Origin of the sequence: Leifsonia sp. A12D58 (genome assembly GCF_047530025.1) — a bacterium.
Taxonomy (GTDB): Bacteria; Actinomycetota; Actinomycetes; order Actinomycetales; family Microbacteriaceae; genus Cryobacterium.
The window spans coordinates 76,630-102,940 of the sequence record NZ_JBLJAT010000006.1 but is presented as its reverse complement, the minus strand read 5'-3'; the positions used below and the strand labels follow the sequence as shown (position 1 = coordinate 102,940).

Genomic DNA, 26,311 nt, shown 5'->3' with positions numbered 1-26,311 from the left:
CAAATCTTAACGCAGCAGACTGTGAGTGGCTGCGCCCGTCGATGCGCGCGGACCCGGGGCCAGGAGGCCTGGGCCTCGGTGTGTGGGCGATGGTCGGGGTGCCGAGCCCCATCCTAGGATGCTGAGAGCGCCACCGTGACTGTCGTGCCATCCCAGTTGATCTGAGTAAGCCCGTCTGCCAGTGCGAGACCGGTCTTTTCGAATTGCGCCGGGTCTACGCAGGTGAGCGCGTAGCTATCTGGTTGCGACGAACTGACCATGCAATAGGCGCCATCGCCATTGCCGCGGGCGAGCCAGATCTTGACTTGCGTCCCTGACTCATGCACGAGCCGTGTGCTCGCGAGGTCAATTGTGTCGCCCAAGGTCGACGGAACCTCGTCGTCGGCAGTCTGGTCGACATCGAACCAGGAGTTGGCAGCATCGAGATCGCCCGGAGTCAACTCTGAGGATGCACCGATGAACACGCGCGTCAGACCGGTTCCGACGGCCCCGGCTCCGAGGACACCACCGATCAGGAGTGCGACGAGAGCAACGCCGCCGACGATCAATCGTGTGCGTGCAGGGCGTTGGCCGTGCCGTGCGGCAGTGGTCGCATGGGCAGTCTGCACAGAATTGGGATGTGATTGGTCAGGCTCTGCGCCAGCGCCGAGGTCGAAACCCGAGAAGGTAGACCCAGACCCAGCCCCGTGTTCACCAGAGGCAAAGCCAAAGAAATCTGCGCCCGCGCCCGAACTCATTCCCGCATTGGGCTCCGCTCCGGCCGAGTCGTGCATGGTTGCTAGAGACGTGAGCGCCCGGTCGAGTGCGCCATCGACATCGTCCGGAACGGATTCCAGATCGCGAAGCCGGCCGAGGGCATCCGCTGCTGCCTGATGTTCTCCGTCAGTCGTGGTGCGACCGAACGCGAGCTTTCGGAGCTGTTCAATTACGAGGCGATCTGCGGCGGCCGTACCGGGATCGGCGGCTCGACGCAGTGCCTCCAGAACATCACCCGGACCATCGTAGGCAGCCGCGACGTCAGCCCTGGCTCGCTCATTGTGGGAGACGAGGTCGAGTACCCGCTGCGCGCGCAGCATCCGCTCGTGATCGCCCCCGGCAATCGGTGCGATTGATTCATTCTCCGAAATTGTCATTCGATGAAGCCCCCACTTCTCATTGCACGTTCTCGTCGGCAGCGACGCATGCGCACATATTCGATCAGACTAGGGGACAAAATCCGTGGCGGATGACAAGGCTGGTCGTAGTCTCGATCGCATGGCACTCGTTTATTCGGCTGAGATCCGACCGTCCAAAATTGAGCTCATCACCGACTGGGCTCCGACGCAGCCCTGGTTTGAGGGTGATGCCGCTGCCGGCTTCACGAATGTGGCCGCGTATCGCTTCGACGATCCGGAGGGGGAAGTGGGCATCGAGACGCTCCTCGTACGGGTCGGTGACGGGCCGCTGCTGCAGGTGCCGCTTACGTACAGGGGCGCACCGCTGGACGGAGCGGATGCCTGGCTCATCACGACGATGGAGCATTCAGTGCTCGGGAATCGTTGGGTGTACGACGGCACTGGAGATCCTGCGTATCTTGCGGCAGTGGCGACGGCCGCACTGACCGGTGGACGGCAGGCTGATGTGATGGCGGAGAACGGCGGCGAACTCACTCGACGTGACCCGACGGCTGTCGTCGCGGGCAGCGGAACAAGAAGCGAGCCCGTGGACCCACCGGCCATCGGCAGCGTATCGACCCGGCACGAAGACGGCACGACGGTGGTGGATGCCGGCGCTTTGACAATCAGCGTGCCTCGGGTGATTGACGGGGGAGCAGCCGGAGCCGCGGCGACGGTGACGGTGACGGCGGCTAGCGACGGTGACGGCGCCGCAGTGCTGCGCGGAACCTGGCCTGACCAGCCGAATCCACGAACTCTGGCAGTGGTGGTTGCGCGCTAAAAACAGGATTTCAGTGATTCTGCGTCGGAGCACACAGTGTCCGAGCACACAGTGTCGGAGCACACAGGAGGAGAGCGTCGATGACTGATCTGTCCGTCAGCTTGATTGTTATTCCGCTCCTTGCTGTTCTCGCGCCGGTGTTGGCTGCAGCGCTCGGCAGCGTCGTGAAGATCCCTGTCGTCGTCTTTGAGATCGTGCTGGGTATCCTGATCGGACCGAGCCTGCTCGATTGGGTGAATCCCACTGAGTTCATTGACACCCTCGCCAATCTCGGCCTGGCGATGCTGTTCTTCATGGCCGGGAATGAGATCAACTTCGCTGCGATCAAAGGGCGGCCGTTGAAACGGGCGAGCCTCGGCTGGCTCATTTCGCTCGGTGCCGGCGTCGTCGTCGGTATTCTGTTCGCACCGACGCCGACGGCCGGTGTCTTCATCGGGGTCGCCCTGTGCTCCACCGCGCTGGGCACCATCCTGCCGATGCTGCGTGACGCCCAAGAGCTCGAGACGCCGTTCGGCCGCGCGGTCACGGCGATCGGTGCAGCGGGTGAGTTTGGACCACTCATCGCGATCTCCCTGTTTCTCAGCGGTCGCAATCCCGGTCCGTCGACACTCGTACTCATCCTGTTTGCCGTGATCACGGCAGCGGCGATCTGGCTGGCCTCCCGCGGATCGCATCAGGGTTTGCATCGCCTTGTCGCCGCCACCCTGCATACGACTGGTCAGTTCGCTGTGCGATTTGTCATCCTGATCATGGCTTTGCTCGCGGCGTTGAGCATTGCTCTCGGGCTCGACATGCTGCTCGGAGCATTTGCGGCGGGCGTGCTCTGGCGAGTGCTGGTCGCGACCGCCGAGCCGCGAGCACGCGAAGTCATCGAGATGAAACTGGATGCCGTTGCGTTCGGGTTTCTGGTTCCGGTGTTCTTCATCAACACCGGCATCGCCTTCAACCTGACAGCACTCATCAGCAATCCAGCGACGCTGGCTCTTGTGCCGCTCTTCCTCGTGCTATTCCTGGTGATTCGCGGGCTTCCGGGCCTCCTGGCCAGCCCACCCGGAGCGACCAAGGCAGACAAGCGGGCCATCGTGTTATTCAGCGCGACCGGACTGCCGATCATCGTCGCGGTGACCCAGATCGGTGTCGACCACGGTCAGCTCGACACCAGCATTGCCGCGGCGCTGGTCGGCGCTGGAATGCTCTCGGTCTTGTTGTTCCCGTTGATCGCGCTCGGCCACCGCAAACGGAGTTCGGAGATCCTCAGTCGGCCAACTCATGGGCCAAGCTCTGGTCGTTGATCGCCTGGCCTCGCAGTGTCGTGAGCACCAGCCGAGGTCGTCGTGTGAGCAACGGAAGAATCAGGAGGGCAAGCCCGACACCCTTGAAAAACATGCCAAGCAGCCTGAACGGCACAACGAGTGCAGAGATCGCCGAACTTACTGTGATGGTGCCCAGCTGATTGCCGCCGGCAACCTGGAGGGTAATCGATCCGCCGGCACCGATCAGTATCAGTGATGAACCCAGCACCAGGGCAAGTGCCCCGCCGCTCAGAGTGAGAATTGTGCGCGTCCTGTAGCGCCGCAGCCACACGTCAACTGCGCGGTCCGCCACGGCGACGGCCACGGGCTGACGGGCGTTAGCCCAGAGGGTCAGCACCGTAGCCAGCACGAGAGCAGCAGCCCCGATCAGAATCGGAACCCCGAAATACCAGCCCAGGAAGGTGCCGCTGGCAGTCGAGCTGCCGAGCTGCACCATCAACGCTGCAGAGCGGCCGTCCATTTCTGTGCTCGAGGACAGACCAGCGAGAACAACGGTCGCGATCAACAGCGTCACCAGCACGCCCCAGAGAATGAACCACCACCGCTCACCGAACGACCACAGGGAGCGAGAACTCAGGTCGACGGCATGCACGCGCTCGCCGGGGAGGGGCGGCAGCGTCGTGTGGGCAAGCATCACGACGCAAATGCTCACGATTGAGGTGACCAGCGGAAGCACGTATTCATGCAAGCTGTACGGGTCATAGAGCTCCGCGAGGCTGGGGAGCCAGCGGTCCAGGAAGACAATAGCGACGGCGACGGATATCCCGCTTGCGATTCGGGCATAGAGCACCTGGCGGGAAATCGTGTGCGACCAGTCGACCTCGTCCTGATTCATGGATGTCGACGCCAGGAGTACCTGGTCGGCCTTCCGCCAGTAGTGCAGCAGGATCCCGAGTGGTACCAGCGCGAATGTCACGAATGACAGTTGATGTAGTGCCGTAAACAATTCAATAGTCATTTTCGCCCCCGCCGTTCGCCGTCGAACCTTGTATCAATCGGCTGGCCCTCTCGGTACGTTTTCCGATCAGTCCGCGAGAGCTTTGCTCTTGAGCTGCTCATACTCGGTCTGGTTGATCGCGCCGGCGTCGAGGAGTGCCTTCGCGTGGGCAATCTGATCGGCTGCGGACGTGCTGACGAAGGCCGTGCCAGAGTCGCTTTCTTTGTCCCAATTGCCGGTCGACTGATTCATGCTGCGATTGGCCATGCCGGTTCCGCGAACAATGAGGTAGACCAGTGCGGTCAAGAATGGAACGAAGATCAGAAAAATGATCCAAATGGCTTTGAGGAAGCCATTCAGATTCCTGTCCTGAAAGATGTCTCTCAGTATCGAGAACAAGACCATCAGGTAGGCAATGAAGATGAATGCCGACAGGAACCAGCCCACCAGATCCCAGAAGTCGAACGAGAGATTCATGATTGTCTCCAATACAGCTTGTGACGCTCGAGTTGTGGGAGTGACGACGCCTGGCCACAAGCTAGCAGTCAGCACCGCATCCACATGAGTTTTTGTCGGAATTGCGTGTCGGGAATCGGCGTCGGCGACCGTCGGAACGTGCCGAATGTCGTTCGCAGCGTCTCGCAGCGTGTTGTGGTCTTGGGTCGCGCGTCGCCCGTGGGTGCTTACGAACCACAAACGATGTCCGATAGTTGAGATCAAAGTCCTGGTCGATCCAGCGGCCTGGCGTTGCGTACGGAACAGAGGACCAATGAAGGCATTCGCACGACGCAAGAAGTCGCTCATCGCTGCGATCGCGGGCCTGTCGCTCGTGCTGGGCACTGCCGGAATTGCGGTCGCCATTCCCGCCGCGGCAGCGACGCCCGGTGTCACGGTGACCTGGACCAACACCAACGAGTGGACGACCGGCTTCCAGGCCGAGGTCGGCATCAAGAACGGATCGCAGGCAGCGCTCGCCGCCTGGCAGATTCAATTCACCTGGGGCAACTCGGTCAACTCGCTGTGGAACGGCGTGCTCGTGGCGTCGCCCGATGGATTTGCCGTGAAAGGCCCAACCTGGGCAACATCGTTGGCTGCTGGCGCCTCCACCTCGTTTGGGTTGTCCGCGATCAAGAAGGCAGGTGCGGCATTGGTTCCCACGTCCTGCACCGTTGTTGGATCAGCGGTTCCGTGCTCGGTGAATGGCAGTGTGCCAGCACCTACCCCGACGCCAACGCCTACCCCTACCCCTACCCCTACCCCTACCCCTACCCCTACCCCTACCCCTACCCCGACTCCGACGCCGACCCCAACTGCGACCCCGACCCCAACTGCGACCCCGACCCCAACGCCAGCGCCGACTCCGACTCCCACGCCGACTCCCACAGAGGGTGCTGTCGAGACCACATGGACGCAGACCGGTGAGTGGACGACCGGGTTCCAGGCCGACGTGTCGATCAAGAACGGCTCGAAAACAAAGCTCGCACCGTGGCAGATCCGCTTCACATGGGAGAGCGCCGTCAACTCGCTGTGGGACGGTGTGCTCGTTCCCGCAGCTGACGGCTTCGCGGTGAAGGGACCAACTTGGGCCACCTCGCTGGGCGCAGGGGCCTCTACGTCATTCGGGCTCACGGTTATCAAGGCTGCAGGTGCTCCGCTGGTTCCCACGGCGTGCACGGTTGTCGGCGCTGATGTACCGTGCACGGTCAACGGATCGGCATCGACTCCGACGCCGGATCCCACGCCCACCCCAACGCCGGATCCCACACCCACCCCAGACCCGACGCCAATTCCATCGACCGGTGACACCCTGGTGTCTCCCTACGTGGACATGGGGGTCTGGCCGAGCGCCGACCTGTCGGCGTTCGCCGCGGCATCCGGACTCACGGCATTCACCGGATCGTTCGTCGTCACCGATAGGAACAAGGCCTGCAGCCCCACGTGGGCGGGATACACCGAGTACTCGATCGGCGGAGCCGGAGACTTCACGGCGACCATTGCTGCATTCCAGGCCAAGGGCGGCCGGTTCACCGTATCGTTCGGTGGCGTCGCGAATACGGAACTCGCCCGGTCCTGCACGGATGTCGCCTCGCTACAGAAGGCGTACGCGAGCGTCGTCGAGCGCTTCGGTGTCGACCGCATCGACTTCGACATCGAGGGTGCCGATGTGAGCGATTCCGCATCCAACAAGCGTCGTGCCGCAGCCGTCGCTGCACTGCAGGCTCAGTACGCCGCTGCAGGCAAGCCGCTGCAGGTGACACTGACGCTGCCCGTGATGCCGACCGGACTGGTCAGCACCGGATTGCGTACGGTGACGGAATTCGCGGCAGCCGGCGTGAAGCTCTCTGCAGTGAACATCATGGCTATGGACTACGGCCTCGGCACCACAGACATGGGTGCAGCAGCCATCGCCGCGGCGAAGTCGACAGCAGCGCAGCTCGCTACGGTTCCTGCATACGCCGGGCTCACCGCGGCCCAGCGACTGTCGCTCGTCGGCCTCACCCCGATGATCGGCGCGAATGACACGGCGGGGGAGACGTTCACACTGGCGGATGCCACAACCGTCGGCGCCTTCGCGAAGGCGTCGGGTCTCGCGCAGGTTGCCTGGTGGGAGATGACTCGCGACCAGCCCTGTACGGCCGGAATCCCCACCTACATGTGTTCAGGTGTCTCGGATGCGAAGTGGTCGTTCGCCAAGGCGTTCATCGCGGCGACCAACTGACGCCAAACTAGCGACGAACTGGGGTCGAAGTAGCGCCGAACCAGCTGACCGGCCGTGAGGCTGGGTGGGGCCACTCTGGGCGCGGGGTTTTACGTGGGGCGCGCGATATTCCGCGCGCCCCACCGTATTTTCGCGCGCCAGCCCTCCGGGCTCACCGAGCAGGCTCGCGAATCTGCCCGAGGGTGTGAGATTCTCAGCAGCGAGGTGCAACGCTCATGCCAGCTCCACGCTCATGACTCGGCATTGCCGCGACTAGGACGTCGCTGTAGCGCGCGCGTCGAGCCGGGCTGCGGTCTCTGCGGGAAATCCACCGGTCGAGATCGGGCTCCAGCGCGTCGGCGTGATCCGAATCAGCGACTTGTCTTGAATGGCCATTGCTTCGCGATATTCATCCCAGTCCGGGTGCTCGCCAGAGATGCTGCGGAAGTACTCGACGAGACCGTCGGCAGCTTCCGGCATGTGCAGCACTTCGGCGTCGCCATCAACCTGGATCCATCCGCCGTCCCAGTCGTCGGAGAGCACCAGCACGGATGCCAGTGGGTCGCGGTCGGCGTTGCGGGTCTTGGCCCTGGCCGGGTACGAGGAGATGACAATTCGGCCCTCGGCGTCGACGCCGCCACTGACCGGGGACATCTGCGGACGTCCGTCGGCACGCGTCGTCGCCAACAGCATCCGGTGTCGGGGGCGGATGAAATCGAGCATGCCGGATTTGTCGACGACGGTGCTGCTTGCGATGCTTCTGACCATGGGTCCAAGGCTACTGGCCGCACGTGGCGTGTTCCGGTGGCCGCTGAAACAGCGCTGCTCTCCCGCACAAGGTACGCGGGAGAGCAGCGAGATTCAGCTGATGAGGCCGGACGCAGTTAGCCAGCCAGCGCCGACAGGTTGACCTTGCCTGTCGCGACGGCGGCGACGGCGCCACCGTCGACCAAGAGGTCTGCGCCGGTGATGAAGGATGCGGCATCCGAGAGCAGGAACGCTGCGGCCGCGGCGATGTCGTCGGCTGAGCCGACGCGTCCGGTGCCCGACCCCTCAACCATGGCGCGCATGCCGGCACCTGACGGGCTGGCGAGTTCTTGCTGGCCCATCTTGGTTGAGATGACGCCGGGGCTGATCGAGTTGATGCGAGCACCCTTGGCACCCCACGTCGTGCTGGCTGCACGCACACGCAGCTGGTTCGCGCGCTTGGCGAACGAGTAGGCCGCCCCGGGGTTGGGGAAGTTCTCCGGTGCAGTTGCAGGGAGGCTCAGCAGCTGGTCAGTCGGGGCAAGTGCCAGCTGGCCCTCAAGCTCGCGATCCATCGGGGGCATGAAGTATCCGGCCATGCTGGCAATGACCACGCCGGCACCGCCCGGTGCGATGACCTCGGCGAATTCGTCGAGAACGAGAGCAACGCCGAGCAGATCGACGTTGAGGATGGCGACTGTCGGTGCCTGCACCGGGGAGAGGCCGGCCGTGTGCAGTACCTGGCGCACCGGGCCGAGTCCGGCTGCCGTGCGGGCGAGGGCGCGCACCGAGTCGCGCGATGAAACGTCGACGACCTGGGTCTGTACCTGCTGGCCTTCTTCGATGAGCATCTCGGCGACAGCGTTGAGCGCCGTCTCGTTGAAGTCGGCGAGCAACACCGTCTTGCCTGCGCCGATTCGACGGCTGGCGGCAATGCCCATGCCACCGGTACCAATGACAACCAGAACTTCGTTCGGCATCCGCCGACCTCCAAGAATTCGTTTTACGAGACAAAATGCCTTGTATTTGAAACCTACACGCGACTGATGCTTCCCGCGAGTCCATAGACTGAACAAATGGCAGCCGGACGCAAGCGAAGCGAATCTTCACGACTCGCAGCCCTTGACGCGACGCGCTCCCTGCTCTTGGAGCTTGGCTACGAGCGGCTCACCCTTGACGCGATCGCCGCGCGTGCCGGCGTCGGCCGGCAGACGCTTTACCGCTGGTGGGGCGCGAAAGGTGCGATCGTTGCCGAGGCCGCCCTCGATGACGGCGTCATACCGGCACTTGGTCCCGTGTCTGACACGGGTGATGTTGTGCGCGATGTGCGCGACTGGATGCGACTGTGGGTCGACCACGTGACCACCCCGGTTGGCACCAGCCTGACTCTGGCGCTCGCCGCAGCGGCGGCCGACGATCAGGCCGTCGCCGACCAGCTCTTCGAACACTTCACCGGGCCGCACGAGCAGTTGCTCAAGGATCGCCTCGAGCAGGCGGCCGCCGCCGGACATCTGCGAGCGGAAGCGGATGTCGACACCCTGGCATCCGTTCTGATCGGATTTATGGTCTACCGCGTTCTTGGTCGCCAGCAGCTGCCGACGGCGCGGGATGTCGACGCACTCGTCGACCTGGTGATCGCGGCACGATAGGGTGTGCCCATCGGCCGCGGTCGGTGCAGCTCCAGATTCCTGTCGACGAATCCGCCTCTGCGAATTCGTTTCTGCAAATCAGTCTCCGCAAATCCATCTCAACGAAGAGAGTGTGACATGTCAGGCAAGTATGAACTGAGTGCCGATCGATCCGGTGGATACGTCTTCAAGCTCAAGGCGCACAGCGGTGAGGTTCTGATGACCTCCGAGAGCTACCAAACCAAAGCGGCGGCGCTCAAGGGCATCGAGGTCGTCAAGTCCGACGCCAAGTCGCGCGTCGTTGACCTGACCGACCCGCACTAAGCGCGCCCGTCGCATCCGCCGCCTTCTTGTGCAGTGCCGCCGCACTCTTGTGCAGTGCCGGCGCGCGATATCCCGTGGGGCGCGGGATATTTCGCGCGCCCCACGGGATATCGCGCGCCCAGATAGTCTTCTCCCGTTGACATGACAAGATCCACGGTGCTCCCGCCTCGGGGCCGGATGCATCCAGGTGCTGGTGTCACGTCCGAATCGAAAGCCGGGCAGCGAATGAGCGATGCAGCACATGGTGACGCCGCAACAACTGACGCCGCAACAGCTGAAGGCGCAACGAGCGGCGCTGGCTCGCCCCTGACCCGCATATGGCAGGCACTCGGCGAAGACCCCGCCGATCTGTCGCTCGTAGCTCCCGGCGGATACCCGGTCCTGCCCGCACCCCTTGCTGCGGCCTCGCTCATTCGAGATGCCGTCGTCGCCGCTTCATTGGCTGCCGCCCTCATGACGCTTGAGGATGCCACGCTCGCGGCGGGCGAGCATCTGGTCACCCTCGACGCCGATCGCATCCACACCGCTGTCACGAGTGAGCGGCACTTTAGGCTTAACGGCGAGGCACCGGATGTCTGGGCCGAGTTCTCGGGATTCTGGCCGGGCGCAGATGACCGGGGGCGCGGCTGGGTGCGCACGCACGCGAACTACCCACACCATCGCGCGCGCCTGCTCGCGGCCCTGGACCTGCCAGCGGATGCCACGGTCGCCACGTTCACCGCCCGCCTCGCCGGGCTCTCTCCGTTCGAGGTAGAAGACCGGGTCACCGCGGCCGGTGGCATCGCCGTCGCTGTGCGCACGCCAGAGGAGTGGGCGAGCCACCCACAAGCAATCGCTCTGCACGACCAGCCGCTTATTGGCAAGCGGCGTTACGAAACCACTGATTTAGAGTCAGTGGGTTCGGGCCAGACCCGTGGCACCGGCCAGACCCGCGGCACCGGCCAAACCCGTGGCACCGGCCACCCCCTGCCGAAGCCGACGGACCCAGCCGCGCCCCTCGCCGGTCTGCGCGTACTCGACTTCACTCGGGTGATCGCCGGCCCCGTCGCCACCCGCACCCTTGCCCTGCTCGGGGCTGACGTGCTGCGGGTCGACACCCCGCAGCTGCCAGAGCCGGAATGGCAGCACCTCGACACCGGGGCAGGCAAACGCTCAACGCTGCTCGACCTGACCCACACCGGCGACCGCCGCACACTCGACGACCTGTTGCAGCACGCGGATGTCGTCATATCCGGCTATCGCCCCGGCGCGTTGGCGGCATTCGGCCTGGCTCCCGAGCAGCTGGCCGAACGGTATCCTGGCCTCATCATCGGCACTGTCAGTGCGTGGGGGAGCGTCGGACCGTGGGCAGGGCGGCGCGGCTTCGACAGCATCGTGCAGGCGGCCTCGGGGATCGCGGTGCTCGAGTCAGCGGATGGCATCCGCCCCGGAGCGCTCCCGGCCCAGGCGCTGGACCATTCGGCGGGCTACTTGCTCGCCGCGGGGGTGATGTCGGCGCTCCGCAGCCAGCGCCGCGACGGGGGCGCCTGGTCGGTCGACGTCTCACTCGCGCGCCTAGCGCAGGAGTTATTGTCGCTCGTTCCGCAGGCGCAGGCGGGCACTGAAACCTCCGGCGAGCCGCAGACGTGCACACTCGAAGCCCCGAGCGGCCTGCTGACGACTGCCCTCCCAGCGCTGTCTTACATCGGCGGCCCGACCGAGTGGCCGGCGCCGAGTCGCCCGTGGGGTGCTGACCGTCCGGAGTGGCTTGAGCGACCGGTGAGCTAATCGATTTCGATGTCGTCCAGGTGCGCGCCGTAATACGCCGATTGGTCGGCCATAAGTGACTGCATCGACGTACCGGCTGATGTGCCGTACACGGTGTCCACAAAATTCAGGTCGCGCTGGATCGCCCAGATCTCGTCGTGTTTGTCGGGCGGCAGAATCTGGGCGGGGTCGCCGACCGCCACCCAGCCGATCGGTACCACGGCTCCGGCATCCAGTCGGGTATTGACCTGGACGACACCATTGATGCGCACCTCTGCGCCGTCACCGATGATCGAGCCGGGAAAGAGGGATGCGCCGGTCGCGATGAAAGCCCCGGAACCCACAGCGGCTCCGTTCACGTGTGCGTGCGGTCCGATCATCACGCTGTCGCCGACGACGACCGGGTGATTCGCGCGGCCGCGAATGAGGGCGTTCTCCATCACGATCACGTGTGCGCCCAGGCGGATATCGCCGTCTTCAGCCGTCACAACCGCACCGTGCAGGATGCGCGCTCCTGCGCCAACGACGACCGCTCCGCAGAGGACCGCCGACGGTGCGACATACGCTGATTCGTCGATGATCGGTCGTTTTCCGCGATGTTCAAGCAGCATTCCCACACTCTAGCGACGGAGGAACTCAGCCCGGAGGAGCGCGCTCCCACGCGCCGCAGAGCTGTGCGAGAAATGGAATGGTGTCGCGTGCCACGCTCGCCTCGATTCGACCTTCGTCATGCCAATCGCAAGAATGTTCTGATGGCTTCCGATGTCTCGAAGCGTGCTCTGCGCGTTCCCCGCGTTCCCCGCGTCCCCCTAAAAAAGTGGGTCACCCACTCCCGGGTGCTGCTGGCGGCCAAGACCGCCCTTGCCGTCGGCATCGCCTGGCTGATCGCCCCACTGGTTCCCGGCGTCGCCGATGATTACCCCTACTACGCGCCGCTCGGCGCCTTGGTGAGCATGACGCCGACCATGATGGGCTCGGTGCGCACGGGCCTGCAGACCCTGGTTGGTCTCGGTCTCGGCATCGTATTGGCTGGAGCCGTCCTCGTCCTCTGGGAACCGAACGTGTTCACGATCTCGCTCGTGGTTGGCATCGGCATGCTGATCGCCGGCAGTCGCTGGCTCACGGCTGGCGGAGAGTATGTGCCGACCGCAGCCCTGTTCGTGCTGATCATCGGCGGTGCGAACGCTGACAATTATTCAATTGGGTACCTCGTGCAGATGGCGGTGGGTATCGTGGTCGGTCTCGCCGTGAATCTGTTGATCTTCCCGCCCCTGACGGTGACGACCGCTGTGCTGCGCCTCAACGAGTTCCGAGAGCTGTTGGCCCGCCACCTGAACGAGATGGCGTCAGCACTGCAAGAGGAGTGGCCCCCGCAGACTGAGGATTGGGCCTCTCGAAACGACCTGCTCCGCGCTACGTCCGATGGAGTGCGCACTGCTCTGCACGAGGCGGATGAGTCGCGAAAAGCGAACCCGCGTGCGCAGCTGCACAAGCACGATCTCGGAGGTGACTACGCGGACCTCCGAGCTCTGGACGCGGTTACCTTCTACGTGCGAGACATGACCGAGGTGCTGGCCGCGTCCATCTGGGAGCGCGATTTCCCGGCGGTGCTGCCCGCCGATTTGCGCGAGCCCGTGAGCGAGGTGCTGAAAGCGGTAGCGGATGCGATTCTCGCCCGCAATGGCGGCGAGGGCGACCCCGATGCCAGCACCGTTGCTGACGAAGCTCTGACCATGTTGCTCGATCGCCTTGACCGCCTCGATTGGCTCGACGGTCGATCAGACACGGTGTCATCGACGCTGAGCGCTGCGCTGGCCGTTGCCATGAGTGCCCGCCGAGTGCTGGCCGCGCTCGCACCGAAAGAGCAGGACGCGCCAGCCCGCACGGAGTGATTCAGCTCTCTTGCTTCCAGCCGCGACGATTGGCGCGCACGAAAAGCACGACGCCGACGATCGGGAGCACGAAGTAGGGAATGAGGATCGCAAGATGCCAGCCGGCCAGACCCATGAACGACACCGCCGGGCCCGTGGACGCCGTTGAGGTCGCCTGCTGGGCAATGGCGGTCACGAAGTTAACCGCGGCGACAACGATCGCGACCGCTACAGGAACCAGCCAGGCGGCCAGCTTCTCCCGACGCGACCATGCGGTCGAGAACGAGACCCAGACGAGGCCGATGAGGGGGCCGATTATCGGGATGAGGAACGCACCAATGATCAGCACAAGCACGGCGACGATCGAGAGTGTGCGACCCGGGGGAGTGTCGCTTGGTCCAACGGTGGGCTCCGTGACGGGCGTGGCGGCCTTGGCTTCGGCGGCGATAAAGACAGGGTCGCCTAGATCGTTGATGCGCGCCGTGGCTGTTGCATCGTCTAGTTCGTCCAGTTCTTCGCGGATGCCGGCGACGATGTCCTCCCGCACCTCCGGTTGAACGTCGGCGAGAGCTGAGTCAAGCTGCGAGAGATAGTCGCGCACGGCCTGTGGGGTGGCTTCTGTCATGAGCTGTCCTTTCCGACAAGCTGGAGAACGGTGGCGGCGAACGGCTCCCACTGGAGCCGAAACGACTCGAGCTGCGCTGTGCCTGCGGCCGTCAGTCGGTAGTACTTGCGAACGGGCCCGGCTGTAGACGCCTGGTCAAAGGCTGTAACGAGGCCTTGGCTGCGCAGTCGTGCAAGCATCGGATAGAGCGTGCCGATGCTCGCGATCATGTCGGCGGCGACCAGCTGTTCCGAGAGCTGCCAGCCATACATTGGTTCGCGCGCGAGCAAGCCAAGCACGCAGTATTCGACCACGCCCTTGCGAAGCTGGGTGCCCACATCCGCTGTCATGCACTACAAGCTACCTTGCAATGCAAGCTATTGCAAGTAGTTCGGATGCTCGCGGCGGCACGGCCGTAGCCAGGCACGGAACCGGTGACATCCCGAATCGAGACCGCTAGAGTCGCATGCACAAGCTGATGAGGTAGCAACTGGCGAAGGGCGCCATGAGACGTACGAATTGGTTCGCGCGAAGTGGGCTGCTCGTTGCAGTCGCGCTGAGTATCGCCGTGACCGCGTGCAGCAGCCCAGGCGATCTCTCTATCAGCAACGAAAGTGACACGGACGTGACCGTCTCGATTGGCGACGACGAGGTCTCGATCTCAGCGTGGGGAGCGGCCAGCATCCTCGGTTCTGGCTGCAGCGAGGGTGACATCACCGTCGAGTTTGCTGCTGGCGACACAGTTGTGGTCGCAGGGCCGGTGTGCCCGGACCAGCGGATCATGATTCACGACGACTGGGTCGACCTGCAGCCGTCCTGATCAAGGGTCATTTCGCCTCGTTACGATTGAGCCATGACTACCGACGGGACCGCAGATACCGATCGCCTTCGCCTTCGGCCCGTCGACGGTAGTGACGCTGAGTCGATCTGGCTCATACACTCCGATTCGCGTACGAATCAATACAACCCGGCCGGCCCGATGACTGAGCGGCTGAGGGCGGTGGAACAGGCGCGGGAGTGGGCCGAGAACTGGGCGACCGACGGCCACGGATACTGGGCCATTGAAGAACTGCGCGCACCGGGCGTGGTCATCGGCTTCGGCGGCATCCGGATGGCACCCTGGCGCGGGCGACAGGTCTACAACCTGTATTACCGATTGTCGCCAGATGCCTGGGGCAAGGGCTTCGCCAGCGAGGTGGTTGCGGCGTCTGTCGAGCGGTGGCACGAACTCGGTGAACGCTTACCGCTCGTCGCGTACACGACGGCCGACAATGTGCCCTCACAAAAGACCGCAGTCGCAGGCGGTCTGGTTCGACGGCCAGACCAGGACAAGGTGAACAGCACGTACACCGACGTCGTCTTCGCTCTCGGTCTGGACTGACTCGCACGACGCTCGGTATCCAATAACCCGTCACCACCCTCCGCGCATCGGCGTGTGTCCCTTGCGCGCGTCATCCGGCATGGCCATTTCGGCACGCAGTCCCAGCAGCCGGATGGGGCGGCCGACCTCGATGACGCCAGCGAGGTCCAAGGCTCGGGCGAGGATGTCGTCCCGGTCGACGGTCGCAGGGATCTTCCGTGCGTGTGTCGTGGTCGTAAACGGCGCGTACCGCACCTTGAGGGTCAGCCCGATCACCGGCCGTCCTTCAGCCGCCACATCCGTCAAGACGTTTGCAACCAGCTCCCGTACGGCATCATCCACCTGGGCCGGGTCGGTTAGATCGGTTTGAAAAGTGGTCTCGCGGCTGTGCCCGCGAGCCACCCATGGGGTGTCATCCACGACGCTGGCGCCATCCCCGCGGCCGAGCTGCGCGTACCAGGGACCCATTTTGGGACCGAACTCCGGTACAAGATCGTTCGGATCACAGGCGGCGAGCTCGCCAACCGTGGTGATGCCGAGCGTTGCCAGTCGGCCAGACACCTTCGACCCGACACCCCACAGCTCTTTGGTGGGTCGGCTGCCCATCACATCCAGCCAGTTCTCGGCAGTGAGGCGGAAGATGCCGGCCGGCTTGCCCAAATCGGTGGCGTTCTTGGCCCGCACCAGCGTGTCTCCGATGCCCACGCTGCAGTGCAACCGTGTCTGCTCCAGCACGGCGGCCTGGATGTCCCGGGCATAGGCATCCGGATCGTCCGTCTGGATACCGACGAAGGCCTCATCCCATCCCAGCACCTGCACGACGGCGTCGGGCTGGCTGCGCAGGGTAGCCATCACCGTGTTGGATGCCGTGAGGTAGGCCTCGGAATCGACCGGCAGGATCACGGCGTCCGGCACCTTCCGGGCGGCGATCCGCAGGGGCATGCCGGAACCCACGCCGAATGCCCGAGCTTCGTAGGATGCCGTGGACACCACTGCCCGTTCAGTCGGGTCGCCCCGGCCGCCGACGATGATCGGTTTGCCCGCCAATTCGGGGCGCCGGAGCACTTCGACCGCAGCAATGAACTGGTCGAGATCGACGTGCAGCACCCACTGGTCTCCGCTCACGCCACCAGTGTGCCCCGAACGTGCATGCCAGGCACCGGCCTTCACTGAGCTGGGCTGTCGGTCATGACCTCTAGGTGGTCAGTCGCGGCGATGATTAGATAGCCGCATGCAAGCCGTGACGCCCGCCGACCCCGCGATTGGCTGGAGCGTCGACGGAACCACCCGCAGCAACGGTGCCCTGGATGAAGTCGTCATTACTGTGCACGCAACACCAGCTGCTCGTGAGTTCACCGCCCGAACCATGCTCAGGACCGGCGATCGCACGGGTCCGTATGGCTCGATCCTCGGCCAGATTACTGATCCTGCAACGATCGCGGCGCTCGCCGTTGGATCCTTGCTTCTCTCGGTCATCCCGGTGGGGCGGCCGGACAGCGAGACACGAGCCGCAATGCATACGGCGTTAGCGCGAGCTGCCGAACTGGGCGCTGACCGCGCGGGATGGGATGTCGGATCCATCGTGTTGGGCGGGGTCTCCTATGCGCTGTGGACACGCACACTGCCTGAGGGAGTAGCCGCGCACGCCGACCTCGGCTGGGCGACTCTGGCGATGTGGAGCGAAGGCGGCTTGCCCGACATCAACTTCCACGTGGATGCGCTGAACGACTACTTGTAGTTCGCTCCGCCGCGCCTCACATCCGTCAACGAGGCACGATGCAGTCGATAGAGATGATTTTCTGGGTCACAGTCCGAAGGATGTGATGCAGCCGGCCATGCCGGTCACTGTGACGTCGGGGTGCGGTCACGTCGGGGTGCGGTGCGCACAATTCGAGACTTCATGGGCAGAGCATCCCCATAGCCAGGTTAGAGAGACGGAAGTGATTCTGGGCGTGGGGTTTTCCGTTGGGCGCGCGATATATCGCACGCCCAACATCTTTTCGCGCGCCCAGCCTCGGGATGAGCATCGCCAGCCTGGGGATGAGCATCGTCAGCCTGGGGATGAGCATCGTCAGCCTCCGGATGAGCACCCGGCGCAGGTTGTGGCGCGGGGCGCAGGCTCGAACATGCGTCAGCTGCCACAACCTGCGCCAGGATCAAACGTCACTGACCGTTGGGTCCCTGACGGCGGCGAACCACAATCGAGATCGCGAATCCGATCAGCACCAAGCCAACAAGTAGAACAATGGGACCCACGGTGGCCCACAGTGACGAACCGCTCATCGCCGATCCGCCCAGAACGTTGAGACCCTGCAGGGTCCACACCAACCCGACACACGTCAGGATCACGCCGGGAACGAGGTACGGCCAGATTCGCTTCACGCACCCACCTTAGATCCGGAGCTGTCAATCAGGACAGGGGGAGTCGGCTCGTTCGCTGCCGCCTCTGCTGTGGTGAGAAGGCCTACATCGCGGCGGGGAGGGTGCGACCGCTGACGGCGGAGACGGCAGCGGCCGTGTCTTCCTCGATGAGCGAGACATTGACAGCGGATGCGGTCAGCAACCCAGCTGAGACAGACGCGGCTACCTGGGTGAACGGGTCGGTTGCATTGCCTGCCGCATACAGGCCCTGTACATCAGTGGCCCCCATCGGACCAGTCTCCAACCGGCTGCCGAAGACCGTGTCGCCCATCGTGAACGGCACCGGGTGCAGACCCAGCGGAGCCAGGAAATCTACTCGAGCATTCAAGGTGGTGCTGATTGCCAGCGCGTCGCAATCCACGACGTGGCCACTGGCCAGCCGCAGCCCGCTCAGCGCGTCATCGGTCACGACGAGCTCGCTCACGGTGCCCTCGACGACGCTGATCCCGCGCGCCGCGAATTGCTCCCACTGCTCATCGCTGGGCGAAACCCCCGGAGCGAGTACGACCGTCAACCGGTCGCTGAGCTGGCGCCACAACTGCACCGTGTGCAGACCCGCAGCTGCGGTGACGAACATGGCGAGATTGTGGTCACGAACCTCCCAACCGTGGCAGTACGGGCAATGCAGAACGTCACGCCCCCAGCGCTCGGCGATACCGGCGACGTCGGGAAGCTCATCCGTCAGTCCGCTGGCGACGAGTACCCGGCGAGCAGAAAGTGCGCGGCCATCGGCCAGCTCGACGGTGAACTGCAACGCCGGGCTATCGAGTGTCTTACGTACGGCAGTGACGGCGCCGTCGATCACGGCGGCGCCGTACTCGCGCAGGTCATCGCGACCGATACGCAACAGCTCGAGCGGCGGCAGCCCATCGCGAGACAAGTAGTTGTGGACCCCATGTGCCGGGGCGTTGCGGGGTGCGCCAGCATCAATCACGGTCACGTGGTGTCGGAACCGGGCCAGGGATGTCGCGGCAGCCAAGCCAGCAGCGCCACCGCCAATCACCACCACATCGAACACCTGGCTTCCGCCGATGCCGGCCGTTGAGTTCTGCGGTGCAGCGATTTGCTCGATCTCGTTGTTTTCGTACTGGGTCACGGTGACCACCTCCGGAATCGACGATAAGTACCTCCCTCCAAAACTGCAAAGATCTTTGCCAAATTGGCAAGAGTCATCACGTCGTCAGCGGATGATCTGACAGCGGACGTGTTCAATGGGCTTCCCGCCACCGTACGTTCCATCTGGTCTCGATCGCCTGCACACCTACTGCGCTGGGAGCAATCTTTCTCGCGCGACGACGGGAGCTTGCCGCTTCATGACGGCGACCGGTCAGACGCCCTCGCCTCTTATTGACCTCTGAGCTTTTTCGAAGCGGGCCTACGTGGCGACAGGGTGCGTGCGCGCATTGGTGGCGAGAGGTCTGAGTTGGGCTCTCTCAGAAGCGACGCTCAGTCGCGGCGAGACCCGTCTCACGTCGCGGAAGAGCTGGCAGGCCCGGGCCGGACCGGGGCGGATCGAAGCGACTAATCGTTCGAACTAGATGGCAGGAGTCCGAACTAGCGTGTCAGGTGACAAAATGTGCCCCCACGCAGATTCGAACTGCGGCCCCTGCCTCCGGAGGGCAGTGCTCTATCCCCTGAGCTATGGGGGCCAGGGTGTTCACTAGATTAGCAGCCTGCCCGGGGCAGCTTCGACACGCCTCCCGGCCCAGCCAGGCGCGCGCCTCACAAACAGGGGCGTCTCACGCCCGGGGATGCCTGCGGCTGCGGATGCCTACGGCAGGTGCGAAACGACAGCAGCCATGAGGGTCTGCGCGTCGCCAGGCTCACCGAAGTCAACGGAGCTGAGCGTCACCCAGTAGGCACCAGTGAACAGCTGAGCAGTACCGACACCCGAGTTCAGGCCGAAGAAGCCGAGCTCGCCATAGGTCGGGACTGCCTTGCTCGCACTGACCGCATCGGCCTTGAGTGCTGCCATCAACGTGTCGTTCGGCTGGGCAACTGAGACATCGAAGGTGTCACCGCTGGTCTGGTTGAGCCAGGAGCAAGCCACACCCTCATACTCAACCGCCGTCGCTGCCTTGCTTCCGTCAGCGGGCGTGTACTCGGGCGACGTGCCGAAGTTCGGGTTGAAGGCGTACACGTCGTCTGCCGTCAGGATCTGGTCGCAGGTCAGCGAAATCGGGGTGCCAGTCGGCACCGGCGCTTCCGTCGGTGCTGCGGTGTCTACCGGCGCTGATGTCTCGCCCGCGGTTGCGGTAGGCGTGGGAGTCGTCGTCGACGATGACTCTGGGGCGCATCCGGCGAGTGCGAAGAGTGCAAGTGTCGCTGTCGCGATGGCGACGCCGGCTCGCAGGCGAGAAGTACGGGTCACTGATGATGTCAAGGCAGGCACGCGTTTGACCCTATCAAGCGCGCCATGCCGAATCCGCCATTTTCGACGCACTTCGGCACCGGTTTTGGCCCGTTTCGACGGCCCATTGAGGAATAGCATGAGAACAGCGGCCACGTGCTCGCTCACTCACCTGCGTGGCCCTTGTCTTCTAAGGAGCTCCTCATGGCTGACAACGTCGTAACCCGACTTGAAGTCAAGTCCCATGATTCGCCAGACGAACGCCGCACGCCAGACAAAACCACTGTCGATCTCAACACCCTCGGTAATTACACCATCGGGCGTTTCACGTTCGAGCCAGGATGGCGCTGGTCCGAGTGCATCAAACCGGTGGTGAACACCGACTCGTGCCAGGTCAATCACGTCGGATACTGCATCTCCGGCACCCTCGACGTGACAACCAACGATGGCGCAACGGCCACAGTGATGGCGGGGGATTCGTACGCGATTCCGCCAGGCCACGACGCCCACGTCGTGGGAAACGAGCCGTTCGTTGGACTCGAACTCGTCGGTGCTCCCGACTATGCAAAACACGACGATCACCTGCAGCGACCGCGACTGCGGTAGTTCAGTCACCTCTGCTGCGTGCCCCTGGCCGACCCGCTTTCACAGCCACGCAGCGCACGCCCGTAAGATTAGGGGGTGACTCCAGCCGAACTTTCCCAGACCCTCTTCAACCTTGTGACCGATCTGGTGGATCGACGACGCCAGGCAGGCATCGAGGTCGCAGACCTGGGCCTCACTGTTGACGACGTGACCCTTGAGCGTCCGCGCAACCGTGACCACGGCGACTGGGCATCCAGCATCTCGATGAAGATCGCCAAGCCGCTCGGGTCGAACCCGCGCGAGATTGCCACTGAGCTGGCCGCCGGCCTCGAGCAGGTCGACGGTGTCGCATCCGTTGAGGTTGCCGGCCCCGGCTTCATCAACATCCGCCTCGACGCTGCAGCCGCTGGCGCCCTCGCCAAGACGATTGTCGAAGCCGGCGACAGCTACGGCACCGGCCACATGTACGACGGCATCAAGATCAACCTCGAGTTCGTCTCTGCCAACCCGACGGGCCCCATCCACATGGGTGGCGTGCGCTGGGCCGCCGTCGGCGACAGCCTCGCCCGCGTGCTGCAGGCCGAGGGAGCGGATGTCACGCGCGAGTACTACTTCAACGACCATGGCTCGCAGATCGACCGCTTCGCTCGCTCAGTGCTGGCCGCCTACCTCGGTGAGCCCACGCCGGAAGACGGCTATGGCGGAGCGTACATCGCCGACATCGCCGACCAGGTCGTCGCGCTCTACGACGGCGACATCGCCGCACTGCCGCGCGATGAGCAGCAGGAAGTCTTCCGCTCCATCGGCGTCGACCTGATGTTCAAGGAGATCAAGGAGAAGCTGCACAGCTTCGGCGTCGATTTCGACGTGTTCTTCCACGAAGACTCGCTGCACGAGTCCGGCGCGGTCGACCGCGCCATCGAGCGCCTGCGCGAACAGGGCCACATCTTCGAAGAAGACGGCGCCATCTGGCTGCGCACCACCACCTTCGGCGATGACCGCGACCGCGTCATCATCCGCTCCAACGGTGAGCCCGCCTACATCTCGGGTGACATCGGCTACTACCTCAACAAGCGTGAGCGCGGCTTCGACCAGAACATGATCATGCTGGGCGCTGACCACCACGGCTACGTCGGCCGCATGATGGCCATGGTTGCTGCATTCGGTGACGTTCCCGGTGTCAACCTGCAGATTCTCATCGGCCAGATGGTCAACCTGCTGCGCGACGGCGAACCGGTACGCATGTCCAAGCGCAATGGCACGATCGTCACGCTCGACGACCTCGTTGACGCCGTCGGAGTGGATGCCGGCCGCTACGCACTCGTTCGTTCATCGAGCGACTCGCAGCTCGACATCGACCTCGACCTGATGGGCAAGCAGACCAACGAGAACCCCGTGTTCTACGTGCAGTACGCCCACGCTCGCACCCGGTCGGTGGCGCGCAACGCCGCGGCTTCCGGTGTCGACCGCTCGGTCTTCCTGCCCGAACTGCTCACGCACGACAGCGAATCTGCACTGCTCGGTGTGCTGCAGGAGTTCCCTCGCGTCGTTGCTCAGGCTGCCGAGCTGCGCGAGCCGCACCGCATTGCGCGCTACATCGAAGAGGTCGCCGGCTACTACCACCGCTGGTACGACAACTGCCGCGTCATTCCGCAGGGCGAAGAACCTGTCACCGACGTGCACCGCACCCGCCTGTGGCTGAACGACGCCACCGGTCAGGTCATTCGCAACGGCCTCGGCCTGCTCGGCGTTTCAGCACCAGAACGGATGTAATCATGGCAGTCAAGCGCAAAGGGCTCACCGCACTCGTCGTCATCGGCTTGACGGTGGTTGCGCTGATCGCTGCCTACTTCATCGTCGACGCTGTGCTGCGCAACGTCGCCGAAAACAGGATCAAGCAGGAGATCACCAACAACCTGCCCGAGGGAGTCACCGGCGATGTGTCGGTCTCCATCGGCGGGATGTCGGTGATCGCCCAGTACCTCAGCGGCACCTTCGACAAGGTCGACCTAAGCGCACCGGCGCTGAGCGTGAACGGTGCGGATGCCGACGTGCGCATCGTCGCCATGGATGTTCCGCTCGACCAGAACAAGACTGTCGGGCACGTGCAGGGCACGGTACAGATCGATCAGGCCGCGCTGAACACGCTGATCCAGACATCCCCTGACGCACCTGACGGCGAAGTGGTGCTCGGCGACAACCAGATCTCGTACACGGGTGAAATCTCGGTGCTTGGCTTCCCGGTCGGCTACGAAGCGACGGCAACGCCAGAGGCGGCCGGTCCATTCGTGACGTTCACTCCGACCGGGGCGACGATCACGACAGGGCTCGGCACCCTCGATGCCAGCTCGCTCGTGCAGAAGGTGCTCGGCCAGTCACCGATCTCGGTATGTGTCGCGCAGTACCTGCCGAACGGCCTCGAGGTCACGGGCGTCAACGTCACGCCGGAGTACGCCCGCGTGACGGTGGCAGCGAACAACACGCTGAAGCTCAACTCGGAGTCGCTGAGCACCGTCGGTAGCTGCGGATAGCCGTGTCGGCCAGGTGCACCTGTCTCGTACTGCGGAGAATTTCTGTAATTCGCCTCTAACCGGCTCGTATCGGCCCGGTTTTGCGAGAATCTCCGCAGTACGAAACCCTGCAGGTTAGTTGGTGGCCATTCCGGGCGTGATGGGCACGAACTCGATGCTTTGCTTCGACTGCACAGTTTTCGCCGGGCGACGCGAGAAGCCCTTGGCGTCGAGGCCGTTCTCTGAGCGGAAGCTCGCGAGTGCGGCGTCATAGATCTCATTGAGGCGGCGGCCGGTGAACTGCTCAACTGTTCCGTCGTTGAACGTGACGGCGACGGCCGTATTCTGCGGGAAGTGCTTGTTCATGCGGATGTAGCCATCCGCGTCCTGCGTGAGAGTAATCATGGTGTGCTGCCTTCGTATGCGTGGGCCTCTAGTCTTGCGCATCCGTCCGCCCGCTGTTCCGGGCGGCGCTGCAGGCCGCACGGTGGGCCAGCAGACCGCACGGTGGGCCAGCAGATCACACGGTGGGGGAGTCAGCTTTCGGCAACGGGTCTACGCCGGTGATTTCGGCGCTGAGCGCCCACAGGCCGGCGGCCAGCTTGTCGTCTTTCGCCTGCTTGATGGTCCTGCCGTTTGGGCGTAGCCGATCGAAGTATGCGCCGCTCGCTGCCGGAACCTTGCGGGCGCTGGCAAGCTTGATCAGTGGTTCGGCCCCCGCCTTCGGCGTGAGGCTGAGCCCTGCATAGTGAACCTTTGACGCGAATTTCATGACGGGAGAGTCCGACCCGAAACTCGTGTTCACGAATCCGGGATGGAATGAGTATGCGTCGATTCCGGTGCCGGCCGTGCGCCTGGCCAGCTCACGCATGTAGAGGATCGTCGCTACCTTCGCGCTGCCGTACGGCCGCCATCCGCCGTTCCAGCGCCGCGTCGTCCAATCGAGGTCGTCGAGGCGCAGATCGCCCAACATGTTTGCACTGCTCGCCGTCGAAAGCACACGCACCCCTCGGCCAGCGGATGCCGTCTCGAGCAGCCGGGGCATCAGCAGGCTGGTGAGCAGAAACGGCGACAGGTGATTCGACTGGATGGTGAGCTCATGACCATCCTCGGTGAGCTGTCGAGTAGAGACCAGGCCGCCGGCATTGTTTGCGAGCACGTCGATGGTCTCATACCGAGCGAGCAGGGCGTCGGCGAGCGAACGCACCTGATCGAATGATGCGAAGTCCGCGAGGAATGGAGTGCCACCGACCTTCTCGGCGACATCCTTGGTGCGTTCAGGATTGCGCCCGACGACCGCGACATCTGCGCCCCTGTCGGCCAGCGCTAACGCGGCCTCCCGCCCCAGCCCTGAGCTGGATCCGGTGATGATGATGGTCTTGCCCTGAAGATCCGTTGCCATTTCGCCAGCGTACGTTGAGTTGACGTCAATCGAATGAATGCGTTGCTGTGGCGCACTATTTTTTACAATACTCCGGCGGTTTTGCGCGGCACAGGCCTTGAATTCGCCCCCGCACGGCGCGTAACTGGAGCAAGCCGATGCACGAGATTGCGGGGGATTGTCGTGACGCTACTTCGAATTCAACATCCGGTAGTCGACTTCGCTCGCTGGAAGGCCGCCTTTGATGCCGACCCGGCCGACCGACGTGGTTCAGGGGTGCGCCGCTACACGGTGCGGAGACTGGCCACTGATCCCAATTTCGTGATGGTCGACCTCGAATTCGATTCGGTTCGGGATGCCGAACTGATGCTGGGCAGCATGCATCGGATCTGGGCTGACCACGGCGGAATCCTGCTCAGCGATGCAGAGGCCTGGATCGTCGAAGACGTGGAAACTGTCGATCTCAGCTGAGTTCTCCCGGCCGAGGGCGGTTGTCCCGCCTGGCACATTGTCCTAGTTGCACTATGTTTAAGGTGGAACTTCGCGACAAGAGGAGACACGTGCTGCTGACGATCGACCTGGCGGGCAATACACCGCTGTTTGAGCAGATTGCTGCGGCCGTGCGTCGTGGCATCCTGGAGGGCACCATTCAGAGTGGTGAGCGGATGCCGCCGGCCGCTGAGCTTTCCGCATCGCTCGATGTCAATCGCAACACCGTGTTGCACGCCTATCAGCTGCTGCGCGATGAAGGGCTGCTTGAACTTCGGCGGGGCCGTGGCGCCACGATCACGCTCAAGGCAGACTCTCTCCGCGGGCTTTCGGCAGCGATGAGTCGTTTGGTTACCCAGGCGCGAGACCTCGGTGTCTCCGCCGACGCCCTCGCCAGCCTCGTTAAGGAGTCATACGCATGATCCGTCGCGCTATTCCCGGCTTTGCCACCGCCTCGCTCGTGCTGCCGACCGTGATCACGATTGTGGCCCTGGCCATCCAGGTCGTTGCCCTGCCCGCTGTGCCAGACACTATCGCCACCCACTGGGGAATCAACGGTGTACCCGATGGCTTCGCCCCGGCCTGGACGACATTGGTTCTTACTGCTGTGTTCGGGCTCGGTCTTCCTGGTCTGCTCGCGGCGACAACGCTTCCCGGTTTGCTGCGCGGGGAGCGTGGTCCGTCGTACAGGTTCATGGGTGCTGTGGCCACCGCCCTCTCTGCCGGCATCACGACGCTTGCCACGTGGATGATGGTTTCCCAGATCGGTCTGGCTGACCCGACGGATGCCCGCCTGTCAGCGCTGTCATTGCTGGCAATCGCTGGCGTGACGGCACTCGCAGGGGTCATCGGCTGGCTGATTCAGCCGAAACAACAGACCGTACGCAGCCCATCCGCTGCAGTCGTGTCGCATCCGCTGTCGCCCGGCCAGCGCGCCGTGTGGTCGGCAGAAACGTCCGTGCCATTGATCGGGCAGGTAGGCATAACCCTGCTCGTTGTGGCGGTGTGGGGTGGTGCGGTCTACATGTGGTTGTTGGGCGATCCCGCCTCTGCCGGCTGGCTCTTGGCAGCTGTCGGCCTGTTGCTGCTCGCGGCAGCCGCCACGACATTGGCGTTCAGGGTGCGCGTCGATAAAGGTGGCCTGAGCGTGACTTCGGTGTTCGGCATTCCACGCTTCCGGGTGCCGCTTGACGAGATCATCTCTGTTACGACGGTGCAGGTCGAGCCCGTGGGGCAGTTCGGCGGATACGGGCTGCGGATTGCGCCTGGCCGGTTCGGGGTCATCCTGCATCGAGGCGCGGCGATAGAGGTCGAACGCCGTTCAGGGCGACGATTCGTCGTTACCATCGATGACGCAGCGACCGGCGCGGCCCTCCTGCAGGGCCTGCTCGCCCAAAAGCCGGCCTAGGCGT

General features: G+C 63.9%; 30 protein-coding genes and 1 tRNA gene. 16 read left to right on the top strand and 15 right to left on the bottom strand.

What is annotated here, in order from left to right; genetic code table 11:
* Positions 1-113: 113 nt before the first annotated feature.
* Entirely contained in the window at positions 114-1,133 is a 1,020-nt protein-coding gene (locus ACMT3I_RS13975; RefSeq protein ID WP_414805122.1) for a hypothetical protein, read from the bottom strand.
* A 121-nt stretch (positions 1,134-1,254) separates the two neighbouring features.
* Between ACMT3I_RS13975 and ACMT3I_RS13970 the strand changes: the two genes are divergently transcribed.
* A complete protein-coding gene (locus ACMT3I_RS13970; RefSeq protein ID WP_414805121.1) occupies positions 1,255-1,935 on the top strand; it encodes a CG0192-related protein in 681 nt (226 codons plus the stop codon).
* A gap of 80 nt (positions 1,936-2,015) precedes the next feature.
* On the top strand, positions 2,016-3,227 hold the full coding sequence (locus tag ACMT3I_RS13965) for a cation:proton antiporter (RefSeq protein WP_414805120.1): 1,212 nt from the start codon (positions 2,016-2,018) through the stop codon (positions 3,225-3,227).
* Here ACMT3I_RS13965 and ACMT3I_RS13960 read toward each other — a convergent pair.
* Both ACMT3I_RS13960 and ACMT3I_RS13955 read right to left on the bottom strand, forming a co-directional pair.
* Positions 3,190-4,164 carry a hypothetical protein gene (locus ACMT3I_RS13960; RefSeq protein ID WP_414805119.1) on the bottom strand — a complete coding sequence of 325 codons (975 nt, stop codon included), beginning with the start codon at positions 4,162-4,164 and terminating at the stop codon, positions 3,190-3,192. The two genes, ACMT3I_RS13965 and ACMT3I_RS13960, sit on opposite strands and share 38 nt — an antisense overlap.
* A gap of 108 nt (positions 4,165-4,272) precedes the next feature.
* On the bottom strand, positions 4,273-4,662 hold the full coding sequence (locus ACMT3I_RS13955) for an SHOCT domain-containing protein (protein WP_414805118.1): 390 nt from the start codon (positions 4,660-4,662) through the stop codon (positions 4,273-4,275).
* Positions 4,663-4,954: 292 nt separating this feature from the next.
* On the opposite strand from ACMT3I_RS13955, the gene ACMT3I_RS13950 reads away from it, so the two are divergent.
* The gene (locus ACMT3I_RS13950; protein WP_414805117.1) at positions 4,955-6,904 is read left to right on the top strand and encodes a cellulose binding domain-containing protein; all 1,950 of its coding nucleotides are present in this window, start codon (positions 4,955-4,957) and stop codon (positions 6,902-6,904) included.
* A gap of 252 nt (positions 6,905-7,156) precedes the next feature.
* Here ACMT3I_RS13950 and ACMT3I_RS13945 read toward each other — a convergent pair whose 3' ends face one another.
* Positions 7,157-7,651, bottom strand: coding sequence for a PPOX class F420-dependent oxidoreductase (locus ACMT3I_RS13945; protein ID WP_414805116.1), 495 nt, complete (start codon positions 7,649-7,651; stop codon positions 7,157-7,159).
* 116 nt (positions 7,652-7,767) lie between these two features.
* Positions 7,768-8,610, bottom strand: coding sequence for an SDR family oxidoreductase (locus ACMT3I_RS13940; RefSeq protein WP_414805115.1), 843 nt, complete (start codon positions 8,608-8,610; stop codon positions 7,768-7,770).
* Positions 8,611-8,706: 96 nt separating this feature from the next.
* Between ACMT3I_RS13940 and ACMT3I_RS13935 the strand changes: the two genes are divergently transcribed.
* From ACMT3I_RS13935 to ACMT3I_RS13925, 3 genes are all read left to right on the top strand, one after another.
* Positions 8,707-9,279: a TetR/AcrR family transcriptional regulator gene (locus ACMT3I_RS13935; protein ID WP_414805114.1), complete on the top strand. Its 573-nt coding sequence runs from the start codon at positions 8,707-8,709 to the stop codon at positions 9,277-9,279.
* A 117-nt stretch (positions 9,280-9,396) separates the two neighbouring features.
* Entirely contained in the window at positions 9,397-9,582 is a 186-nt protein-coding gene (locus ACMT3I_RS13930) for a YegP family protein (RefSeq protein ID WP_414805113.1), read from the top strand.
* Between the two features lie 225 nt (positions 9,583-9,807).
* A complete protein-coding gene (locus tag ACMT3I_RS13925) occupies positions 9,808-11,349 on the top strand; it encodes a CoA transferase (RefSeq protein WP_414805112.1) in 1,542 nt (513 codons plus the stop codon).
* On the opposite strand, the gene ACMT3I_RS13920 is transcribed toward ACMT3I_RS13925, so the two are convergent.
* The gene (locus tag ACMT3I_RS13920; protein WP_414805111.1) at positions 11,346-11,939 is read right to left on the bottom strand and encodes a gamma carbonic anhydrase family protein; all 594 of its coding nucleotides are present in this window, start codon (positions 11,937-11,939) and stop codon (positions 11,346-11,348) included. The two genes, ACMT3I_RS13925 and ACMT3I_RS13920, sit on opposite strands and share 4 nt — an antisense overlap.
* 141 nt (positions 11,940-12,080) lie before the next feature.
* Between ACMT3I_RS13920 and ACMT3I_RS13915 the strand changes: the two genes are divergently transcribed.
* Entirely contained in the window at positions 12,081-13,220 is a 1,140-nt protein-coding gene (locus ACMT3I_RS13915) for an FUSC family protein (protein ID WP_414805110.1), read from the top strand.
* Position 13,221: 1 nt separating this feature from the next.
* On the opposite strand, the gene ACMT3I_RS13910 is transcribed toward ACMT3I_RS13915, so the two are convergent.
* Together ACMT3I_RS13910 and ACMT3I_RS13905 are read right to left on the bottom strand one after the other, a co-directional pair.
* Positions 13,222-13,824, bottom strand: coding sequence for an HAAS signaling domain-containing protein (locus ACMT3I_RS13910; protein ID WP_414805109.1), 603 nt, complete (start codon positions 13,822-13,824; stop codon positions 13,222-13,224).
* Positions 13,821-14,153: a PadR family transcriptional regulator gene (locus tag ACMT3I_RS13905; RefSeq protein WP_414805108.1), complete on the bottom strand. Its 333-nt coding sequence runs from the start codon at positions 14,151-14,153 to the stop codon at positions 13,821-13,823. Before ACMT3I_RS13905 ends, ACMT3I_RS13910 begins: the two co-directional genes overlap by 4 nt.
* A gap of 155 nt (positions 14,154-14,308) precedes the next feature.
* On the opposite strand from ACMT3I_RS13905, the gene ACMT3I_RS13900 reads away from it, so the two are divergent.
* The gene (locus ACMT3I_RS13900; protein ID WP_414805107.1) at positions 14,309-14,623 is read left to right on the top strand and encodes a hypothetical protein; all 315 of its coding nucleotides are present in this window, start codon (positions 14,309-14,311) and stop codon (positions 14,621-14,623) included.
* A gap of 33 nt (positions 14,624-14,656) precedes the next feature.
* On the top strand, positions 14,657-15,184 hold the full coding sequence (locus tag ACMT3I_RS13895; protein ID WP_414805106.1) for a GNAT family N-acetyltransferase: 528 nt from the start codon (positions 14,657-14,659) through the stop codon (positions 15,182-15,184).
* Between the two features lie 30 nt (positions 15,185-15,214).
* Here ACMT3I_RS13895 and ACMT3I_RS13890 read toward each other — a convergent pair whose 3' ends face one another.
* Positions 15,215-16,270, bottom strand: coding sequence for a DNA polymerase IV (locus ACMT3I_RS13890; RefSeq protein WP_414805196.1), 1,056 nt, complete (start codon positions 16,268-16,270; stop codon positions 15,215-15,217).
* Between the two features lie 124 nt (positions 16,271-16,394).
* Here ACMT3I_RS13890 and ACMT3I_RS13885 point away from each other — a divergent pair, with 124 nt between their 5' ends.
* Positions 16,395-16,901: a hypothetical protein gene (locus tag ACMT3I_RS13885; RefSeq protein ID WP_414805105.1), complete on the top strand. Its 507-nt coding sequence runs from the start codon at positions 16,395-16,397 to the stop codon at positions 16,899-16,901.
* Positions 16,902-17,326: 425 nt separating this feature from the next.
* Here the strand turns inward: ACMT3I_RS13885 and ACMT3I_RS13880 are convergent, their stop codons facing one another.
* From ACMT3I_RS13880 to ACMT3I_RS13865, 4 genes are all read right to left on the bottom strand, one after another.
* Positions 17,327-17,545 carry a hypothetical protein gene (locus ACMT3I_RS13880; RefSeq protein WP_414805104.1) on the bottom strand — a complete coding sequence of 73 codons (219 nt, stop codon included), beginning with the start codon at positions 17,543-17,545 and terminating at the stop codon, positions 17,327-17,329.
* An 82-nt stretch (positions 17,546-17,627) separates the two neighbouring features.
* On the bottom strand, positions 17,628-18,680 hold the full coding sequence (locus ACMT3I_RS13875; RefSeq protein WP_414805103.1) for an NAD(P)/FAD-dependent oxidoreductase: 1,053 nt from the start codon (positions 18,678-18,680) through the stop codon (positions 17,628-17,630).
* Between the two features lie 481 nt (positions 18,681-19,161).
* Positions 19,162-19,233: transfer RNA gene (locus tag ACMT3I_RS13870), tRNA-Arg, on the bottom strand.
* A 122-nt stretch (positions 19,234-19,355) separates the two neighbouring features.
* A complete protein-coding gene (locus ACMT3I_RS13865) occupies positions 19,356-19,955 on the bottom strand; it encodes an iron ABC transporter ATP-binding protein (RefSeq protein WP_414805102.1) in 600 nt (199 codons plus the stop codon).
* Positions 19,956-20,138: 183 nt separating this feature from the next.
* Between ACMT3I_RS13865 and ACMT3I_RS13860 the strand changes: the two genes are divergently transcribed.
* From ACMT3I_RS13860 to ACMT3I_RS13850, 3 genes are all read left to right on the top strand, one after another.
* Positions 20,139-20,540, top strand: coding sequence for a cupin domain-containing protein (locus ACMT3I_RS13860; protein ID WP_414805101.1), 402 nt, complete (start codon positions 20,139-20,141; stop codon positions 20,538-20,540).
* Positions 20,541-20,615: 75 nt separating this feature from the next.
* Positions 20,616-22,292, top strand: coding sequence for an arginine--tRNA ligase (argS, locus tag ACMT3I_RS13855; RefSeq protein ID WP_414805100.1), 1,677 nt, complete (start codon positions 20,616-20,618; stop codon positions 22,290-22,292).
* A 2-nt stretch (positions 22,293-22,294) separates the two neighbouring features.
* Positions 22,295-23,050 carry a DUF2993 domain-containing protein gene (locus tag ACMT3I_RS13850; RefSeq protein ID WP_414805099.1) on the top strand — a complete coding sequence of 252 codons (756 nt, stop codon included), beginning with the start codon at positions 22,295-22,297 and terminating at the stop codon, positions 23,048-23,050.
* A gap of 114 nt (positions 23,051-23,164) precedes the next feature.
* On the opposite strand, the gene ACMT3I_RS13845 is transcribed toward ACMT3I_RS13850, so the two are convergent.
* Positions 23,165-23,434 (bottom strand): hypothetical protein, encoded by a 270-nt coding sequence (locus ACMT3I_RS13845; protein WP_414805098.1) that lies wholly within the window; start codon positions 23,432-23,434, stop codon positions 23,165-23,167.
* Between the two features lie 115 nt (positions 23,435-23,549).
* Complete coding sequence (locus ACMT3I_RS13840; protein WP_414805097.1) at positions 23,550-24,431, bottom strand: SDR family NAD(P)-dependent oxidoreductase; 882 nt, start codon at positions 24,429-24,431, stop codon at positions 23,550-23,552.
* A 162-nt stretch (positions 24,432-24,593) separates the two neighbouring features.
* Between ACMT3I_RS13840 and ACMT3I_RS13835 the strand changes: the two genes are divergently transcribed.
* The 3 genes from ACMT3I_RS13835 to ACMT3I_RS13825 are packed head-to-tail and all read left to right on the top strand — an operon-like array spanning position 24,594 to position 26,307.
* Positions 24,594-24,881, top strand: a complete 288-nt coding sequence (locus ACMT3I_RS13835; RefSeq protein ID WP_414805096.1) for a hypothetical protein — start codon at positions 24,594-24,596, stop codon at positions 24,879-24,881.
* Positions 24,882-24,934: 53 nt separating this feature from the next.
* On the top strand, positions 24,935-25,321 hold the full coding sequence (locus ACMT3I_RS13830; protein ID WP_414805095.1) for a GntR family transcriptional regulator: 387 nt from the start codon (positions 24,935-24,937) through the stop codon (positions 25,319-25,321).
* Entirely contained in the window at positions 25,318-26,307 is a 990-nt protein-coding gene (locus tag ACMT3I_RS13825) for a DUF1648 domain-containing protein (RefSeq protein WP_414805094.1), read from the top strand. Before ACMT3I_RS13830 ends, ACMT3I_RS13825 begins: the two co-directional genes overlap by 4 nt.
* The last annotated feature ends 4 nt before the right edge of the window (positions 26,308-26,311 follow it).